Here is a 16,623-nt window from a genome sequence, read left to right as displayed (position 1 = left end):
ATGGACACTCTCCTGCCCGTGACCGACCGCGGCGGTCCCGCCCAGCCGCTCCTGCTGGCGACGGGGCTGCGCAAGCATTTCCCCATTCCCGGTGGCCTCCTTGGTCGCACGACCAAGGTCGTGCGTGCAGTCGATGATCTCTCGCTCTCGGTCGCCAAGGGCGAGACGCTGGGTGTCGTCGGCGAATCGGGCTGCGGCAAGTCGACCGTGGCGCGCCTGCTGATCCGCCTCATCAAACCCGATCGCGGCAGCATGGTGCTGGACGGCGATCCCGTCGACGAGCCGCATGGCATCACGGTGAACGAGCTGCGCCGTCAGGTGCAGATGGTGTTCCAGGACTCCTACGCCTCGCTCAATCCCCGGCTCACCATTGTCGAGACGCTCGCCTTCGCCCCCAAGGCGCATGGGGTGCCGGCGGCAGAGGCGCGCGACCGGGCGCGCGATCTCCTGGCCAAGGTCGGATTGGAACCGTCGAACTTCGCCGATCGCTACCCGCACGAACTCTCGGGAGGCCAGCGCCAGCGCGTGAACATTGCGCGCGCCCTGGCGCTGCGGCCGCGCCTGGTGATCCTGGACGAGGCCGTGTCAGCGCTCGACAAGTCGGTGGAGGCGCAGGTCCTGAACATGCTGGTCGATCTCAAGCAGGAGTTCGGCCTCACCTATGTCTTCATCAGTCACGACCTGAACGTGGTCCAGTATCTCAGCGATCGCGTCATGGTCATGTATCTCGGCAAGATCGTCGAGATCGGACATGTCGATGCCATCTACGGCAATCCGCAGCATCCCTATACCCGGGCGCTGCTGTCGGCGCGGCCGTCGATGGATCCTCGCAAGCGCACGCGGGAGGCGCCGATCCAGGGCGATCCACCCAATCCCATCGATCCACCATCCGGCTGCCGGTTCCGCACGCGCTGTCCCTTTGCCGAGGAGGCGTGTGCCAAGACGGTGCCGGTTCTCGCCGATACCGGCGCCCAGTCCGTCGCTTGCCTCATGTACGTGCCGGGTTCCGGACATTCGAGAGCGGGTCGCCCATGAGTTCGTTGCTGCAGGTCAAGGACCTCCACGTCACCTTTGTCACGCCTGATCGCACGGTGCACGCGGTCAACGGCGTCAGCTTCGATGTCGCGCGCGGCGAGACGCTGGGAATCCTGGGCGAATCCGGCTCCGGCAAGAGCGTGACCTTGCGCTCGATCCTGAAACTGCATCCCGAGCATCGCACGCGCTGGTCGGGCAGCATCAGGATCGAAGGCGATGAAGTGCTGTCGATGACCGGCAAGTCGCTGGCCGATCTGCGCGGCAACCGCGTCGCCATGATCTTCCAGGAGCCGGCGACGGCCTTCGACCCCGTCTTCACCATCGGCCAGCAGATCGCCGAGACGGTGCGGCGCCATACCGGCAAGAGCGACTCCGACGCCTGGAAGCGGGCCAAGGAGCTGCTGGAAATGGTGCGCATTCCCTCGCCGGCGCAGCGTCTCAAGGCCTATCCACACGAGATGTCGGGCGGCATGCGACAGCGCGCCATGATCGCGCTCGCGCTCTCCTGCAACCCCAGCCTGCTGCTGGCCGACGAGCCGACCACGGCGCTCGACGCCACCGTGCAGATCCAGGTCCTGCTGCTGATCCGCGAACTGCAGCGCGAACTCGATCTCGGCGTCATCTTCGTCACCCACGATATCGGCGTGGCGGTGGAAGTCTCCGACCGGATCGGCGTCATGTATGCCGGCAAGCTGATCGAACTCGCGACCGTCGAACAGATGGTCGACAGTCCGCGCCATCCCTACAGCCGAGGCCTTCTCGCCTCGACGGTGCATGAAGGCATGCGCGGTCAGAGGCTCGAGGCGATCCCGGGCGCTCCGCCGGATCTCGCCGAGGTGCCGAAGGCCTGTAGCTTCGCGCCGCGCTGCAAGTTCGCGGAGGCGAGATGCCTGGCGGCACCGCCTGTGCTTTCGCCGGTGGGCGACAATCATTCTGTCCGTTGCGTGCTCGCCGCATAGCCGGGCGGAAAGCGGATTGCGCGCAGTGGTTGTGGCGAGAGGCGGCTGACATCGCCAAAATGGCGATGCCATGGCCGTCGGTCACAACTTCATTGTCCGCGAAATTCACGCCGCCAACTATCGGTCGCTGCGGTCAATTCGCTTTCCCGTCGGTGCGTTGACGGTGTTCGTCGGCGCCAACGGCGTCGGCAAGACCAACCTCTATCGAGGTCTGCAACTGCTGCAGGCCGCCGCAGCTGGGACACTGGCGCTTGAGCTCGCCCGCGAGGGCGGGATGAACTCGGCTCTATGGGCCGGACGGCGCCGCGCCGATGTGCCGGTCCGCATCGCCCTGTCGGCCGGGTTTGGCGGTCCCGCGAGCGGCAGCGATACCGTCTATTCCTACAGGATCGAGACCGGACTGCCGGCTCCGTCGGGACCGGGCGCCTTCGCGCTCGAGCCTCAGATCAAGGAAGAGACGCTGCTGTTCCATCATGGCGGCCGGGCGACCAAGCTTCTGCAGCGACGGGGACCGGCATTGGTGGCGCGGGATTGCGAGGAAGGGCGCGTGGAGATCGCGCGCGATCTGCTTGCGTCCGAAACGGCACTCGCCTCGCTCGACGAGCCGCAGCGCTTTCCGGAAGTTCATGCCATCCGGCACGCGATGCTCGACTGGCGTTTCTATCACAGCCTCCGGACCGACTCCGATTCGGCGCTGCGGCGACCTTGCCTCGCAGTCACCACACCGACACTGGCGGCCGACGGCTCAAATCTCGCGGCGGTGCTCGCCACTCTGGTGCATATCCGCAAGGACTCTGCCGCCCTCGATCGTGCCGTGGCGGATGCCTTTCCCGGGGCGGTACTCGACATACCGTATCCGGAGAGCCATGCCTCCTTCGGGATGATCTTTCCCGACCATCCGCGACGCGTCTTCCAGGCTGCCGAACTCTCGGACGGAACGCTGCGCTATCTGGCCCTGATGGGGGCGCTGATGGCCCTGCGGCTGCCCGCCTTCATCGCCCTGAACGAACCGGAGAGCAGTCTTCATCCCGACCTGCTGGAGCCGCTCGCTCGACTGATCGCGCAGGCGGCGGAGCGGACACAGATCTGGCTGGTGACACATTCCGAGCGCCTGGCGTTGGCGCTCGCAAAGCATGGCGGAGTTCAGCCGCGAACCGTCCTGAAGAAGGAGGGTGAGACCTGGATCGAGGGTCTCACGCAGATCGGCCGCTTCGAGGGCGAGGATTGAAGGGGAAGCTCAGAAAGTCTTGAGCACTGCACCGAGCGCTGCGCCGGGCTGCTGGGCCAGGACGGTTTCGAACGGGCTGTCGAAGATCGCCATCACGACCAGGCAGAAGCTGAAGGCTGCCGTGAACAGCCCGACCGCAATGCGTTGAGCATGGCGGTTGCCGACATGGACCAGCAGCAGGGCAATCTGGGTGATGCCGCCAAAGACCACGATGGAGATCCACTTGATGAATGACGTCTCGTCGGTGGCGAGGTGGAGCCGGTCGTCATGCGCCTTCTGCAGGCTTTGGGCGCTGCCCGACAGCAGGGATCGCGTGGTGGCATCGAGGCTCGAATTTTTGGTGATCGTCCCCAGCAGCTCCTCGAACGCCGTGTCGGTCTTGCTGCGGGCCTCCTCGATCGAAGCCGAAGACGGCACCTCGGCGCTGGCCGCCGCGATGTAGCTCCTGAGTCGAGGCACGATCTGCGCCTCGATGCCGCCGACGCGTGCCTGATGGGCCATCGTGCGAACCGCATCGGCCTCGGCCTCGACGGCCGTGCGGGCCATGGTTTCCTTACGCCAGGCGTCGCTGGCGAGCAGGGCCGCGAACAGGCCGAAGATGACGGCGACGGCGCTAAAGTACGACGCGACCAGCCCGGTGCTCGCCTGTATCGGCTTGGCCAGCGGACCGTATTGCTCGGCCACGAACAGAAGGATTGCCATTGCCACCGGCACGGCCGCGGACAGGGCGATCTGCCACGGTGCGGCGAGCCACGTATGCATCAGCCGCCGAACATCTCCTTCACCTTGCTGAAGAAGCCTTCGGATTCGGGGCTGGTCTTGCCGGCCTTCTCGAATTCCTTGAGCAGCTCCTTCTGCTTGGCGGTGAGGTTGGTCGGCGTCTCGACCATGATCTCGATGTACATGTCGCCATGCTGGGTCGACCGTACGATGGGCATGCCTTTGCCACGCAGGCGGAACTGATGGCCGCTCTGGGCGCCGGCGGGGACATTGATCCGCGCCATCTTGCCGTCGAGAGTCGGCACCTCGATATGGCCGCCGAGGGTTGCCTGCACCATGGAGATCGGCACGCGGCAATGGACGTCCGCGCCTTCGCGCTCGAACAGGGGATTGCGCCGCACCGACAGGAAGACATAGAGGTCGCCCGGCGGCCCGCCGCGCGTGCCGGCCTCGCCTTCGCCGGACAGGCGGATGCGGGTGCCGTCCTCGACGCCGGCGGGAATATTCACCTTCAGGGTCTTCTCGCGCCGGACGCGCCCCTGGCCGGCACAGGTCCGGCACGGCTTGTCGATGATCTGCCCGGCGCCATGGCATGTGTGGCAGGTGCGTTCGACCGTGAAGAACCCCTGCTGCGCGCGCAGGCGGCCTCGGCCATGGCAGGTCGGGCATTGCTGCGGCTTGGAGCCGGGCTCCGCGCCGCTGCCATTGCAGGTCTCGCAGGCGACCGAACTCGGGACGCGGACCGTCGCCTCGGTGCCCGAATAAGCCTGCTCAAGCGTGATCTCGAGATTGAAGCGCAGGTCTTGGCCGCGCATGTCGGCCCGGCCGCCGGGGCGGCCTCGGCCGGCTCCGAACATCTCGTCGAAGATGTCGCCGAACACCGAGCCGAAATCGAAGCCCTGGCCATTGAATCCGCCAGGCCCACCCGGCCCCATGCCACCCTCGAAGGCGGCAGCGCCATAGCGGTCGTACGCAGCGCGCTTCTCTGGATCCTTCAGGATGTCATAGGCGTGGTTGACGTCCTTGAATTTCTTTTCGGCTTCCTTGTCGTCCGGATTGCGGTCCGGGTGATGCTGCATCGCGAGCTTGCGGAACGCCTTCTTGATCTCGTCGGCGCTCGCCGTGCGGCTAACGCCCAGCAGTTCATAGTAGTCCTGCGACATGATCCGTTATGCAGCCCCCAACTTGCCGCCCTCACGTAAAGTTCGGCCTCCCGCTGGTACGGGAGGCCGTCTTGGCTTGTCTCAGGACCGGATCAAGCTGACCCGGTCTTCTTGTTCTTGTCGGTGACATCCTCGAACTCGGCGTCGACGACCTTCTCGTCCTTGGCCTGGTTCGCCGCACCGCCAGCGTCCGTGGCGGTGGCTCCGCCTTCGGCCTGCTGGGCCTTGTACATGGCCTCGCCGAGCTTCATCGAAGCCTGGGCAAGATCGTTGGTCTTGCTCTTGATGGCTTCGGCATCCTCGCCGGCGAGCGCTGTCTTGAGCGCCTCGAGAGCGCCTTCGATGGCGGTCTTCTCGGCTGCGCTCACCTTGTCGCCGAACTCCTTCAGGTGCTTGTCCGTCGAATGGACCAGCGCCTCACCCTGGTTGCGGGCGTCGATCAGCTCGCGCTTCTTCTTGTCTTCTTCGGCGTGGAGCTCGGCATCCTTCACCATCTTCTGGATGTCGGCTTCGCTCAAGCCGCCGGAAGCCTGGATGCGGATCTGCTGCTCCTTGCTGGTGGCCTTGTCCTTGGCGGAGACCTGCACGATGCCGTTGGCGTCGATGTCGAAGGTGACCTCGACTTGCGGGACACCGCGCGGTGCCGGCGGGATGCCGACCAGATCGAACTGACCCAGCAGCTTGTTCTGGGCCGCGATCTCGCGCTCGCCCTGGAACACGCGGATGGTCACCGCGGTCTGGTTGTCGTCGGCCGTCGAGAAGGTCTGGCTCTTCTTCGTCGGGATCGTCGTGTTGCGCTCGATCAGACGGGTGAACACACCGCCCAGCGTCTCGATGCCGAGCGACAGCGGCGTCACGTCGAGCAGCAGGACGTCCTTGACCTCACCCTTCAGCACGGCCGCCTGGACTGCGGCGCCGACCGCGACGACTTCGTCGGGGTTGACGTTGCGGGCCGGCTCCTTGCCGAAGAACTGCTTCACCGTCTCGATGACCTTCGGCATGCGGGTCATGCCGCCGACGAGGATCACCTCGTCGATCTGTCCCGCCTGCAGGCCGGCATCCTTGAGCGCGGCGCGGCAGGGTTCGAGCGTGCGCTGGATCAGATCGTCGACCAGCGCCTCGAGCTTGGCGCGCGAGAGCTTCAGGACCAGATGCTTCGGACCGCTCGCGTCCGCCGTGATGAAGGGCAGGTTGATCTCGGTCTCCTTGGAATTGGAGAGCTCGATCTTGGCCTTCTCGGCCGCCTCCTTCAGGCGCTGCAGAGCAAGCTTGTCGTTGCGCAGGTCGATGCCCTGCTCCTTCTTGAACTCGTCGGCCAGGTAGCTGATGACGCGCAGGTCGAAGTCCTCGCCACCGAGGAAGGTGTCGCCGTTGGTGGCTTTGACCTCGAACACGCCGTCGCCGATCTCCAGGACCGACACGTCGAACGTACCGCCGCCCAGGTCATAGACCGCGATGGTGCCGCTCTTGCGCTTGTCCATGCCGTAGGCGAGCGCAGCCGCCGTCGGCTCGTTGATGATGCGCAGGACCTCGAGGCCGGCGATGCGGCCCGCATCCTTGGTGGCCTGGCGCTGGGCGTCGTTGAAGTAGGCCGGGACGGTGATCACCGCCTGCTCGACCTTCTCGCCGAGATAGGACTCGGCGGTCTCCTTCATCTTGCCCAGGATGAAGGCCGAGATCTGGCTCGGGCTGTATTGCTGTCCCGCCACTTCGACCCAAGCGTCGCCGTTCGCGGCCTTCACGATCTTGAAGGGCACCAGCGCCATTTCCTTCTGGACCATCGGATCGTCGAACCGGCGGCCGATCAGGCGCTTCACGGAATAGAGGGTCTTCAGCGGGTTGGTGACAGCCTGGCGCTTGGCCGACTGACCAACCAGTCGCTCGCCGCTGTCAGCGAACGCGACCATGGACGGCGTCGTACGCGCGCCCTCGGAATTTTCGATAACCTTGGTATCGCCGCCTTCCATGACTGCGACGCAGGAATTCGTCGTACCCAGGTCGATGCCAATGACTTTCGCCATGTTCCCACTCTCTTGCTCGGCGGATCGCTCCAGCCCCAAAGAGCGCCGGACGGATCCCCGTATGTTGTTACCTGCCGGAAAACCCGGGTCAGGACAGGGGCTATATAGGTCCTATCGTGCTGCCTGCAATGGGCCGGAAGCCCGGAAACTAACGAAAATCTCGGCCTCGCCGAGATCTAGTCCAAGAGCCGATCTCCATTGCAGCCTTTGGTGCCGATCTGCTCGGTCGCTCATGTCAGCGAGCGGCCGAGATCACCACGTTGCCACGGTTTCCAGGTCGATGCATCCCGACGCTGTTCGCCGTGCGATGCGGGCCGGTCAGCGTTCGTTGCTGGCTTCGGCAGTCCGTGCCGGACCGCCCTTGGAGACGGAGACCATCGCCGCACGCAGCAGCCTGCCGGCCAGGAGATAGCCGGGGATCAGCTCCTGCACGACGGTGCCGGACGGAACCGACGGATCCTCGACTTCCATCATGGCCTGGTGGAACTCGGCGTTGAACGGCTTGCCCAGCGCTTCGATGCGCGTGACGCCATGGCGCTCGAGCACCGACTGCAGTTCGCGTTCGGTCGCCCGGACGCCGGTGATCACATTGCGAAGGCCGGGGTCGAGCGATTCCTCGACCGGTACGGCCGACAGGGCGCGCCCGAGATTGTCGGCAACCGAGAGCACATCGCGGGCGAAGCGCTCGATGCCGAACTTGCGCTCCTTCTCGATGTCCTGCTGTGCCCGACGGCGCACATTCTGCGCCTCGGCCATCGCACGCAGATGCTTGTCCTGCAGGTCCGCATTCTCGGCCTTGAGCTGCTCGATCTGACGTTCGAGATCGGCCGGCTGACGAATGTCGAGGTCTTCGGCGCTCTCGACCGGCATCTCAGCCGGGGCGTCGCCCGCGGTTGGATCGCTGGCCATACGTTTTAATCCCTAGTTCGAGTGGTTTCTTTAGGCGGCCTTCACTTAGGGACGCGCCAGCCCTTGGTCAACCCGCCTGCGCCTAGACGGCATCGAGGGGCGCCTGCAACCGCGTGCCGCGAACGATGATGCCGCCGCGATCGCCGACGGTCACAGAGCCATAGCGCTGGGCGAAGACCGCGGGCAGCGGCCGGGCATCGGTGGCCGCCAGCCACAGACGTAACAGGTGGCGACGGCGCTCCGGCTCGGGCCAATCCTCGAACGCCGTGCGGTCGTGCAGCAGCGTGTGATTGTGGACGAACTGCACGTCTCCCGGACGGAACTCCATGAACAGATGCAGTTTGGGATCGTTGGTCAGGGCATCGAACATGTCCAGCGCCTCGACCTGCTGCGGCGTGAGACGCGGCGCATCGGGGAAGCGCTGGGCCGAATCGATGTACTGGCGTTGGTAGATCGCACTCAGAAAGCCGTCGTGCCAGTTGAACACCGGGATCTCGAAATAGGGCTTCTGCCCTTCCGGCACCTCGCCTCTGCGATCGGTTGCCAAAGGCTGAAACAGCAGCTTGAGCAGATCGGGCCGGCGGCGACGCATCTCGTTGAAGATCGTGGTCGAACTGACCAGAGCCGACAGTCCGCCCGATTTCGCCGTCTTGAGACAGAGCAGGCTGACGATATCGCAGGAATCCGTGTGATAGGTCTGACGCTCGTGCGTCTGGTAGATGCGGACGTTCGGGTCCTTCACATCGAGGCCGAGATCGCGCACGTGGCCCAGCACATGGCCCTTGCCATTCTGCGAGCGGGCGCTGCCGAGATGCGTGCCCAATCCGTAGAACGCCGTCGCCGACTGGCGCATCGTCCAGCGCTGCACGGGCAGGCCGCGCATCAGCAGGAAACCGCGGCCGTTCAGCACTTCGTCCCTGATTCGTCGAGAGAGCTTCGGGCCGAGCGTCGGCAGTGGAAACTCGGCCTTGGAAATGCTCGCGATATCCGCTTCACGCGCGACGAGCGGTTCGACGGCGGCCTCGACCTCGGCCACGTCGGCCGGCGACAGCGGCATCAGCCAATCGTCGCGCCGCGCCATCTCGGGACCGTACCAGGCAGCCGGGCCGGTCTGTTCTGGTGGAAGCTCGAAGGACAGGGGCATCAGGCCGTTTCCCAGGGAAAGCGCGGCGCGAACATCGCATCGTCGGACATCGACAGCCGATAGCTTTCCGTGGCGTTGACGAGCGCGGCGCGAATCCCCGGCTCCAAGGCGCTGTGCCCGGCATCGGGAACGATGACGTAGCGGGCTTCCGGCCAGTTGCGTGCCAGAGCATCCGCTGTCACCGGCGGACAGACCACGTCGTAGCGCCCTTGGACGATCGTGCAGGGCAGATGGCGGATGCGTCCCAGCTCCGTCCAGGGCCAACCCTCGGGCACGAAGGTACCGTGGACGAAGTAGTGCGCCTCGATCCGGGACAGGGCGAGGGCAAAGCCGCCATGGTCGGATTCGAAAGGTGCCCGCGTCGTCGGATAGAGAGTCGAGCAGGCGGCCTCGTAGCGGCTCCAGGCCCGGGCCGCCGGCCGATGGACGTCGGGATTGCGATCGACCAACCGGCGATAATAGTTGCCCAGCAGATCTGTGCGCTCGTGCTCGGGCAGTTGCTCCGCGAACTCACGCCACGCCTCGGGGAAGATCATCCGCATTCCGTGCAGGAACCAGTCGATCTCGGAGCGTCCGCCGAGGAAGATGCCGCGCAGGATGAACCCGGTCGCCCGATCGGGATGCTTCAGCCCGTAGGCAAGGGCGAGGGTGCTGCCCCAGGAGCCGCCAAACAGAAGCCAGCGCGAGATGCCCAGATGGACCCTGAGCTTCTCCATGTCGGCGACCAGATGCGGCGTCGTGTTGTCGTGCAGGTCACCCAGCGGCATCGAGCGACCGCATCCCCGCTGGTCGAACACGATGATGCGATAGAATTGCGGATCGAAAAAACGGCGATGGACCGGAGCCGAGCCGGCACCGGGGCCGCCATGAAGGAAGACGACCGGCTGGCCCTCCGGATTGCCGCTCTGCTCCCAGTACAGGGTATGGCGTCCGTCGAGTGCCAGCATCCCGCTGGCATAGGGCGAGATTTCCGGAAACAGGTCGGAGCGAAGCGGTGTCTCGGAACGCGGCATGCTTAAATCCCTTCGCATCACTGCCACAGAGGCGGCTCATGTTCCAGCCTCGCGCGCATTGCGAGGGCTATCGTCTAGGCGCTAAGGTCGCTATGGGCGCCGAGGAGGAATAGTGGGTTTTCGGAGTATTCTGGCGCTGATCGCGCTCCTTTTTGTCGCCACCGCCTGTACGAGCGGCAACAATCTGCCGCAGCCGGGCGCATCCGAGGCCCTGCCGCCGCAGATCGAGCGCGAGGTCGGGCCGGTCTATACATCGCGCGACCTGCAGAGCCTGGTCGATCGCGTCGGGCGGCGGGTGGTAGCCGATTCCCGCCTGCCGGGCAGTTTTCGCTTCTATGTGCTCGACGATCCGATCCCAAATGCCCACGCGATCTCCTCCGGCTACGTCTTTGTCACGCGCGGTCTGCTTGCGCTGATCGAGGACGAGGCCGAACTGGCCGCCGCCTTCGGGCACGAACTCGGCCACATCGAGCTGAAGCATGCCGCGCAGCGCGAAAGGGTGCGCCGGGACGTGACTGACGCGGCGGTGAAGGCGGCGATTGCGAGCGGCTCGGTCAGCGTGGGCCGCTCGGTTGCGAGAGACGGCTTGTTGGCTCTGCGCCGCTATTCGCGTGACCAGGAACTCGAAGCCGATCGGGTCGGGCTGGGCTATCTCGTCCACGCCGGCTATCGCGGCGATGCCATGGCGACGCTGATCGAGAAACTGCAACTCCAGGCGCGGCTGGAGGACGAGATCATGGGTCCGTCGTCGGACACGGCCGACCGTAGCGCCCTTTCGACCCATCCCAATCCTGAGCAGCGTCTTGCCGCCCTACAGACGCTTCCGGCGGCCCGCCAGCGCGGCGATTCGGGCCGCGAACCCTATCTGACGGCCGTCGAGGGCATGTCGGTCGACGATTCGCCGGAAGAGGGCTTCGTTCGCGGATCCTCGTTCCTGCATCCGGTGATGCGCCTGGCCTTCACCGCGCCTTCCGACTTCAGGCTGTTCAATGCCCATGACGGCGTCCTGGGTGTCGGCCGCGGCCGGTCGTTGATGTTCTTCTCGTGCACGGACGAAGAGGTACCCGGCCGGCTCGACGTGTGGATGCGCAATGAATTGAAGCCCACGCCGGTCAACATCCAGGCGACGGAGATCGGCGGCGCCGAAGCAGCGATCGGCTCTCGGCCGCGCGGATCGGATACCAGTCTCGCGCAGATCCGCTACGTGTTGATCCGGCGCGGCCAAGGGATCTGCTACTTCAATCTATTGAGCGATGGCCCCGATCGGGACCGCCAGATCGAGGCGATGGTCGCCGCGACGCGCAGCTTCCATACCCTTTCGGAGGCCGAGGCTGCGGCCCTTCAGCCGCTGCGTCTGCACGTCGTCCCCTCCGCCGGGACATCGCCGGAGGCCCTGGCGGCACGCATGCCCTATCGTGACTACAAGATGGATCGACTGCTTACCCTCAACGGGGTGGATCAGCCGGCGGCTCTGATGCGCTTGCCTCAGGTCAAAATCGTCCAGCCCTGACAGCTGCGGGCACGAAACCGGGCACGAAAAAGGCGGCAGGCCTTTCGGACCGCCGCCTTTTCCTGACTATTCGCGAGCGTCGCTTACGCGACCTTCTGCAGAACGCTGTTCAGCTTCTGCGTCGCCAGATCCTTGTCGATGCGCTCGACGGCGGCCAGCTCGCGAGCCAGACGGTCGAGGGCGGCCTCATAGATCTGGCGCTCGCTGTAGGACTGGTCCGGCTGACCGGCATTACGATGCAGGTCGCGCACGACTTCCGCGATCGATACCGGATCACCCGAGTTGATCTTGGCTTCGTATTCCTGGGCGCGGCGATTCCACATGGCGCGGCTCACGCGGCTACGGCCCTTGAGCGTCACCAGAGCGCTTTCCATGATCTTGCGCGAGGAGAGTTTACGCAGCCCGGAGATCTTCGCCTTCGCCACAGGCACGCGCAGCATCATGCGCTCCTGTTCGAACGAGATCACGAACAGGTCGAGCTTGTGGCCGGCAATTTCCTTGGCCTCGATATCGATCACGCGGCCCACGCCATGGGTCGGATAGACGACGAAGTCGCCCTTCTCGAAAGCAAATTCCTTCGCCTTCGCCGCGGTCTTCTTCGGCTTGGCCATATCCTCTTGTCCCTTCACACTTCGCCCCTTCGTAAAGCGATACCGCGGCCCGCCGCATGCGCTCCCCTGCGCAGTCAGCCCGATGCCTGGTATCGGTGAATCAAGTTGCTTTCGGATACCGATACGGCGACCGAGCCAGCGGCGACCCGGACCCGGATCACTTCCAGCCAGATTCATATAACAGAAAAATGCTCGGGAGTCGCGCCCTATGTTGCATTTCGGCAACGCTCCGCCTATGCGCGAAGTGCATGGCTCCCGCAAATAAGCGCGTAAGGGCGTGTAAAGAACGGAGCGGTGCGCTAACGCGCCGCCGGCTTGTCGCTAAAGTACTTCTCGAACTTGCCCTGCTCACCCTTGTGGGCTTCTGCATCGGCCGGCGCCTCGCCCTTGCGGGTAATGTTCGGCCATTGGCCCGCCAGGTTGCGATTCAATTCCAGCCACTTCTCGATGCCCTTTTCCGTATCCGGCACGATCGCTGCCGGCGGGCATTCGGGCTCACAGACGCCGCAATCGATGCATTCGTCCGGGTTGATGACGAGCATGTTCTCGCCCTCGTAGAAGCAGTCTACCGGGCAGACCTCGACACAATCCATGTACTTGCACTTGATGCAAGCTTCCGTAACCACATACGTCATCAACAGCTCCTGACACGAGCGGCCGGGTGCTTAACGCGGGGCGAGGCCGCGCGCAAGGCTCCCAAATCACGCTGCGTCGATTTCATCATACAACGTCCGGGCCTCGAGCGCCGGACCCCGCCGCTCTCCAAGTGCCTTTATCCGAATGACACGCACGCGAGGCCCCAGTGCGAAGGTCAATACCATGCCAGGAGCCACGGTCGCGTGCGGCTTGTCCGTGACGCGTCCATCGACGCGACAGCGGGAGGTCTCGACATAGCGCGCGGCGAGCGAGCGGGTCTTGAAGAAACGTGCCTGCCAAAGCCATTTGTCGAGCCGCATCTGCTCCTGTTACCCGACAGTCATTTCTTTCCGCCCAGCTTCAACTCCAGCAGCTTGGCAAAAGGCGAATCAGCATTCGCCTCGCCCTTCTTTTCCGTCGTGGCGTAAAGGCGCAGCGCCGGACCCTGGTCGTCCCGCCGTTGCCGTGGACCCTGCGGGCGGTCGTCGCGCGACCGGTTCTCGCGTCCGCCGCCCTTGCCCTGGTCTGGTCGCGGGCCATGGGGTTTCGGTCCGCGATTGGGACCTTCCCGACGAGGGCTGTCGGCAAAAAACTGCCGTTCGTTCGGCCGCTCGGGCCGCTCCCGACGCCGTTGCTCGCGGTGGTCGCGCTGCTGCTGGCGCTGCCGCTCGCGCTGTTCCTCGCGCTCGCGCAGGAAGCGTGGCTTGACCGAGAAACTGTGCGGACCGCCTTCTTCGGTCGGAAGCAGAACGCGATAGCCGAGGCCGCGCAGGACGTCGGCCATTTGCGGCTCCGAGCATCCAACCAGCGACATCATCTGGGGCGTGGCGCGGAAATGGCCCGGCGGGAGCTGCTTCGGCGGATCCTTCCTGGGTTGCGGCGCGTGGCCTTCCTCGGCCTGGGCCGACGCGCCGGAGGTCTCTTCCGTTGCTGATTCCGCCGGTTGGGCGGCGGGTGCGTGCGGCTCGCTGGCCGCTGTCTCGTCGGTCCCGACCGGCTGCTCGGCAGTCGTCTCATGCGACGGCGCCGCTTCCGACGAGACTTCGGCCGTCACCGGCTCGGCCATCGGTGTCTCGGCCGTTACTTCCTCGGCCGCGGTCGCAACAGCTTCTGGCGCTTGCGGTGCCTCAGCCGCCAGCTCCCCGGCGCTCGTCTCGGCCGTCCCCGCCTCGCCTTGGGGTTCCGGCTCGCTTTCGCCGAAGGCCGCTGCAACGATGGCCCATTCCGTGATCTCGTCCGCCGAAGGCTTGGGCGCCTCGGGGGCTGCGAGCTCGGAGGCTGCGGGCTTTTCCTTTTCGCCTTCGGCCTTACGTTCCTGCTGTTGCGCCCGGCGTGCGGCTTCGCGGCTTTCGCGGACGGACTGGCGCGCCATCGCCGCCAGGCGCTCGACCATGTCGGCGCGGATCGCGTGGGCACCCAGCGGCAGATAACCGATCGCGGCATAGAATTCGCGCTCGGCATCGCGCGGCAGATCGATCGATGTGCGACCCTCGGCCGGCAGCGGCGGAATGCTGTCGCGATTATGCGCCACCATCCATAGGCCAGCGCGCAGACGGATCGGCACCGGCTTCAGCATGCTGGGGAAATAGAGGGAGTACACGCCCACACGCACGCCCAGCTTGGCCAGGGCCTTGCGATCCTCTTCGGTGAGCTCGGACAGCTGCTGCTCGATCGGTCGACGCGGCAGCACGCCAAGATGCTCGCACAGCTGGAAGATGATGCCGCGAGCGCCCGGCGGCAGCTGTTCCTGCGTCGCGCGTGCATCCATCAACTCGCTGAGGCCGAGGCGGATGCGAGTCTCCACCCATGTCGCGGCGCGCTTGCGGACTTCCTCGCGTGCGGGACCGTCGAGAAGATCCGACGGCAGCGCCTCGACCTTGGGGGCGAGTGTGTCGCCACTCGCTACGAGGCGGGCGATCGGCCCACCGCCCCAGCAGACGCGCAGCTGCGAATCGAAAACGAGCTCGCCGTCGTTCGCACTCGTGAAAGCCTGCAGCCGCGTCGGCAGGTTTTCGCGCAGTGCGCGCAAGGCGGCAGTCAGAACGGCTTTCTGATCCGTCTGGCCTTCGGTCGTATCAGGAACGAAGCGGAACCCCTCGATGCGTCCGAGATGCTCGCCCTCGACAATGACCTCGCCCGCTTCGGCGACCGACGTCGTCATTTCACCCTCATCATGTAATCTTCGTACAAGCAACGCGGCACGTCTATCGACAAACCTCTGTGTCAGGCGCTGATGTAGCACGTCTGAAAGCTTGTCCTCGATTGCTCTTGCACGTTCCTGCCAATGTGCCGCGCGCTGAATCCAGTCCGCTCGATGCGAAATATAAGTCCAAGTACGCACATGTGCGATACGAGCCATCAATGTATCGATGTCGCCGTCGTAGCGCTCTAGTCTTTTGACGTGGCTTTCGATCCAGTCCTCGGGCAGTCGTTCGCCGCCCTGCGTCAGATGCTGGAAGAGTTCGCCGAGAAGATGGGTATGCTCCTCCGTCATGGTCTTGCGGAAATCGGGTACCTGACATACTTCCCACAGCAGCTTCACCCGGCTTGGCGCATGCAGGCGCGGCAGGAACTCGGACCGCTGGCCGAGAGTCTGCAGGGCGAGCTGGTCGTCCTGCTCACGCACCCGTTGGAGTGCGGCATGGGGTGGCGGCCGGTTGAGGGAGCCGATCAGCGCCGATACGGAAAGGAAATCCAGCGCCGAATTGCGCCACTGCACGTCCCGTAGCGGGTCGAAGCGATGATTTTCGATGGCCTCCACGGTTTCGGGGTCCAGCCCGCCGACATCGCTGGTGGTGCCGAAGGTGCCGTCGTTCATGTGCCGGCCAGCACGACCGGCAATCTGCGCCAACTCGACGTTGCGCAGCGGCCTCAGATTACGCCCGTCATATTTGCGCAATGACGCGAACCAGACATGGTTCACGTCCATGTTGAGGCCCATGCCGATCGCATCGGTCGCAACGAGATACTCGACCTCACCCGACTGGAACATCTCGACCTGGGCGTTGCGCGTGCGTGGACTGAGGGCGCCCATGACGATCGCCGTGCCGCCGCGCTGTCGCCGGATCAGCTCGGCAATGGCGTAGACTTCGTTGGCGGAAAAGCCGACGACAGCGGACCGCCGCGGCAGGCGAGTCGCCTTCTTCGGGCCGACATAGGAAAGCTTGGAGAAGCGCGGGCGCGCGACGATGTCGATGTCGGGCAGCAGGCGATTCAGTACCGGTCGGATCGTGTCGGCGCCGAGCAGCATGGTCTCGTTCGTGCCGCGCGCATTGAGAAGCCGGTCGGTGAAGAAATGCCCGCGCTCGGGATCGGCGGCCATCTGGATCTCGTCGACGGCCAGGAACGAAACCGTACGCTCGACGGGCATCGACTCGACCGTGCAAACGAAATAGCGCGCGCCCGGCGGAAGGATCTTTTCCTCCCCGGTGATCAGGGCTACCTGATGGGCGCCCTTTATCCGAACGATCCGGTCATAGTTTTCGCGCGCGAGCAGGCGCAGCGGGAAACCGATCATGCCGGACTCGTGTCCCAGCATGCGTTCGATGGCGAGATAAGTTTTGCCGGTATTGGTGGGACCGAGAACGGCGGTCAGGCGGCCGGCAGCGCTGCTGAGCGACATGGGGCCACCTTCGCCCGCGTCTGCGGCCGAAGCAAGGCCGCGAATCGGCCCC

14 protein-coding genes are annotated in these 16,623 nt (G+C 65.1%); 4 read left to right on the top strand and 10 right to left on the bottom strand.

What is annotated here, in order from left to right:
- The 3 genes from B5D62_RS16150 to B5D62_RS16140 all read left to right on the top strand — a co-directional run bounded on the left by B5D62_RS16150 (position 1) and on the right by B5D62_RS16140 (position 3,222).
- Complete coding sequence (locus tag B5D62_RS16150) at positions 1–1,035, top strand: ABC transporter ATP-binding protein (RefSeq protein WP_085934942.1); 1,035 nt, start codon at positions 1–3, stop codon at positions 1,033–1,035.
- Entirely contained in the window at positions 1,032–1,994 is a 963-nt protein-coding gene (locus tag B5D62_RS16145; RefSeq protein WP_085934941.1) for an ABC transporter ATP-binding protein, read from the top strand. The genes B5D62_RS16150 and B5D62_RS16145 overlap by 4 nt, the downstream gene beginning before the upstream one ends.
- Positions 1,995–2,064: 70 nt before the next feature.
- The gene (locus B5D62_RS16140) at positions 2,065–3,222 is read left to right on the top strand and encodes an AAA family ATPase (protein WP_085934940.1); all 1,158 of its coding nucleotides are present in this window, start codon (positions 2,065–2,067) and stop codon (positions 3,220–3,222) included.
- 9 nt (positions 3,223–3,231) lie between these two features.
- Here the strand turns inward: B5D62_RS16140 and B5D62_RS16135 are convergent, their stop codons facing one another.
- The 6 genes from B5D62_RS16135 to pip all read right to left on the bottom strand — a co-directional run bounded on the left by B5D62_RS16135 (position 3,232) and on the right by pip (position 10,192).
- On the bottom strand, positions 3,232–3,984 hold the full coding sequence (locus B5D62_RS16135; RefSeq protein WP_085934939.1) for a bestrophin-like domain: 753 nt from the start codon (positions 3,982–3,984) through the stop codon (positions 3,232–3,234).
- A complete protein-coding gene (gene dnaJ / locus B5D62_RS16130) occupies positions 3,984–5,108 on the bottom strand; it encodes a molecular chaperone DnaJ (RefSeq protein ID WP_139373920.1) in 1,125 nt (374 codons plus the stop codon). The genes B5D62_RS16135 and dnaJ overlap by 1 nt, the downstream gene beginning before the upstream one ends.
- 89 nt (positions 5,109–5,197) lie before the next feature.
- Positions 5,198–7,126 (bottom strand): molecular chaperone DnaK, encoded by a 1,929-nt coding sequence (gene dnaK, locus B5D62_RS16125; protein WP_085934937.1) that lies wholly within the window; start codon positions 7,124–7,126, stop codon positions 5,198–5,200.
- Positions 7,127–7,444: 318 nt separating this feature from the next.
- Positions 7,445–8,035, bottom strand: coding sequence for a nucleotide exchange factor GrpE (gene grpE, locus B5D62_RS16120; protein WP_085934936.1), 591 nt, complete (start codon positions 8,033–8,035; stop codon positions 7,445–7,447).
- 82 nt (positions 8,036–8,117) lie between these two features.
- Positions 8,118–9,179, bottom strand: coding sequence for a TauD/TfdA family dioxygenase (locus tag B5D62_RS16115; RefSeq protein WP_085934935.1), 1,062 nt, complete (start codon positions 9,177–9,179; stop codon positions 8,118–8,120).
- Positions 9,179–10,192: a prolyl aminopeptidase gene (gene pip / locus B5D62_RS16110; RefSeq protein WP_085934934.1), complete on the bottom strand. Its 1,014-nt coding sequence runs from the start codon at positions 10,190–10,192 to the stop codon at positions 9,179–9,181. Before pip ends, B5D62_RS16115 begins: the two co-directional genes overlap by 1 nt.
- A gap of 112 nt (positions 10,193–10,304) precedes the next feature.
- On the opposite strand from pip, the gene B5D62_RS16105 reads away from it, so the two are divergent.
- The gene (locus tag B5D62_RS16105) at positions 10,305–11,702 is read left to right on the top strand and encodes a M48 family metalloprotease (RefSeq protein WP_170920969.1); all 1,398 of its coding nucleotides are present in this window, start codon (positions 10,305–10,307) and stop codon (positions 11,700–11,702) included.
- Positions 11,703–11,785: 83 nt separating this feature from the next.
- On the opposite strand, the gene B5D62_RS16100 is transcribed toward B5D62_RS16105, so the two are convergent.
- From B5D62_RS16100 to B5D62_RS16085, 4 genes are all read right to left on the bottom strand, one after another.
- Positions 11,786–12,313 (bottom strand): CarD family transcriptional regulator, encoded by a 528-nt coding sequence (locus B5D62_RS16100; RefSeq protein ID WP_085934932.1) that lies wholly within the window; start codon positions 12,311–12,313, stop codon positions 11,786–11,788.
- 299 nt (positions 12,314–12,612) lie between these two features.
- Positions 12,613–12,948, bottom strand: a complete 336-nt coding sequence (gene fdxA, locus B5D62_RS16095; RefSeq protein ID WP_085934931.1) for a ferredoxin FdxA — start codon at positions 12,946–12,948, stop codon at positions 12,613–12,615.
- 66 nt (positions 12,949–13,014) lie between these two features.
- Complete coding sequence (locus tag B5D62_RS16090) at positions 13,015–13,269, bottom strand: RNA-binding S4 domain-containing protein (protein ID WP_085934930.1); 255 nt, start codon at positions 13,267–13,269, stop codon at positions 13,015–13,017.
- 20 nt (positions 13,270–13,289) lie between these two features.
- Entirely contained in the window at positions 13,290–16,571 is a 3,282-nt protein-coding gene (locus B5D62_RS16085; protein ID WP_085934929.1) for a helicase-related protein, read from the bottom strand.
- Positions 16,572–16,623 lie beyond the last annotated feature (52 nt).

Source organism: Enhydrobacter aerosaccus, from assembly GCF_900167455.1.
GTDB classification, from domain to species: Bacteria; Pseudomonadota; Alphaproteobacteria; order Reyranellales; family Reyranellaceae; genus Reyranella; species Reyranella aerosaccus.
Note: the sequence above shows the minus strand (reverse complement) of the source record. Positions and strands in the feature narration are given on the sequence as shown.

Bases quoted from the DNA above. Each gene is read 5' to 3' on its own strand.
- B5D62_RS16150 (WP_085934942.1), top strand. From the start codon at position 1: ATGGACACTCTCCTGCCCGTGACCGACCGCGGCGGTCCCGCCCAGCCG.
- B5D62_RS16145 (WP_085934941.1), top strand. From the start codon at position 1,032: ATGAGTTCGTTGCTGCAGGTCAAGGACCTCCACGTCACCTTTGTCACG.
- B5D62_RS16140 (WP_085934940.1), top strand. From the start codon at position 2,065: ATGGCCGTCGGTCACAACTTCATTGTCCGCGAAATTCACGCCGCCAAC.
- B5D62_RS16135 (WP_085934939.1), bottom strand. From the start codon at position 3,984: ATGCATACGTGGCTCGCCGCACCGTGGCAGATCGCCCTGTCCGCGGCC.
- dnaK (WP_085934937.1), bottom strand. From the start codon at position 7,126: ATGGCGAAAGTCATTGGCATCGACCTGGGTACGACGAATTCCTGCGTC.
- grpE (WP_085934936.1), bottom strand. From the start codon at position 8,035: ATGGCCAGCGATCCAACCGCGGGCGACGCCCCGGCTGAGATGCCGGTC.
- B5D62_RS16115 (WP_085934935.1), bottom strand. From the start codon at position 9,179: ATGCCCCTGTCCTTCGAGCTTCCACCAGAACAGACCGGCCCGGCTGCC.
- pip (WP_085934934.1), bottom strand. From the start codon at position 10,192: ATGCCGCGTTCCGAGACACCGCTTCGCTCCGACCTGTTTCCGGAAATC.
- B5D62_RS16100 (WP_085934932.1), bottom strand. From the start codon at position 12,313: ATGGCCAAGCCGAAGAAGACCGCGGCGAAGGCGAAGGAATTTGCTTTC.
- fdxA (WP_085934931.1), bottom strand. From the start codon at position 12,948: ATGACGTATGTGGTTACGGAAGCTTGCATCAAGTGCAAGTACATGGAT.
- B5D62_RS16090 (WP_085934930.1), bottom strand. From the start codon at position 13,269: ATGCGGCTCGACAAATGGCTTTGGCAGGCACGTTTCTTCAAGACCCGC.
- B5D62_RS16085 (WP_085934929.1), bottom strand. From the start codon at position 16,571: ATGTCGCTCAGCAGCGCTGCCGGCCGCCTGACCGCCGTTCTCGGTCCC.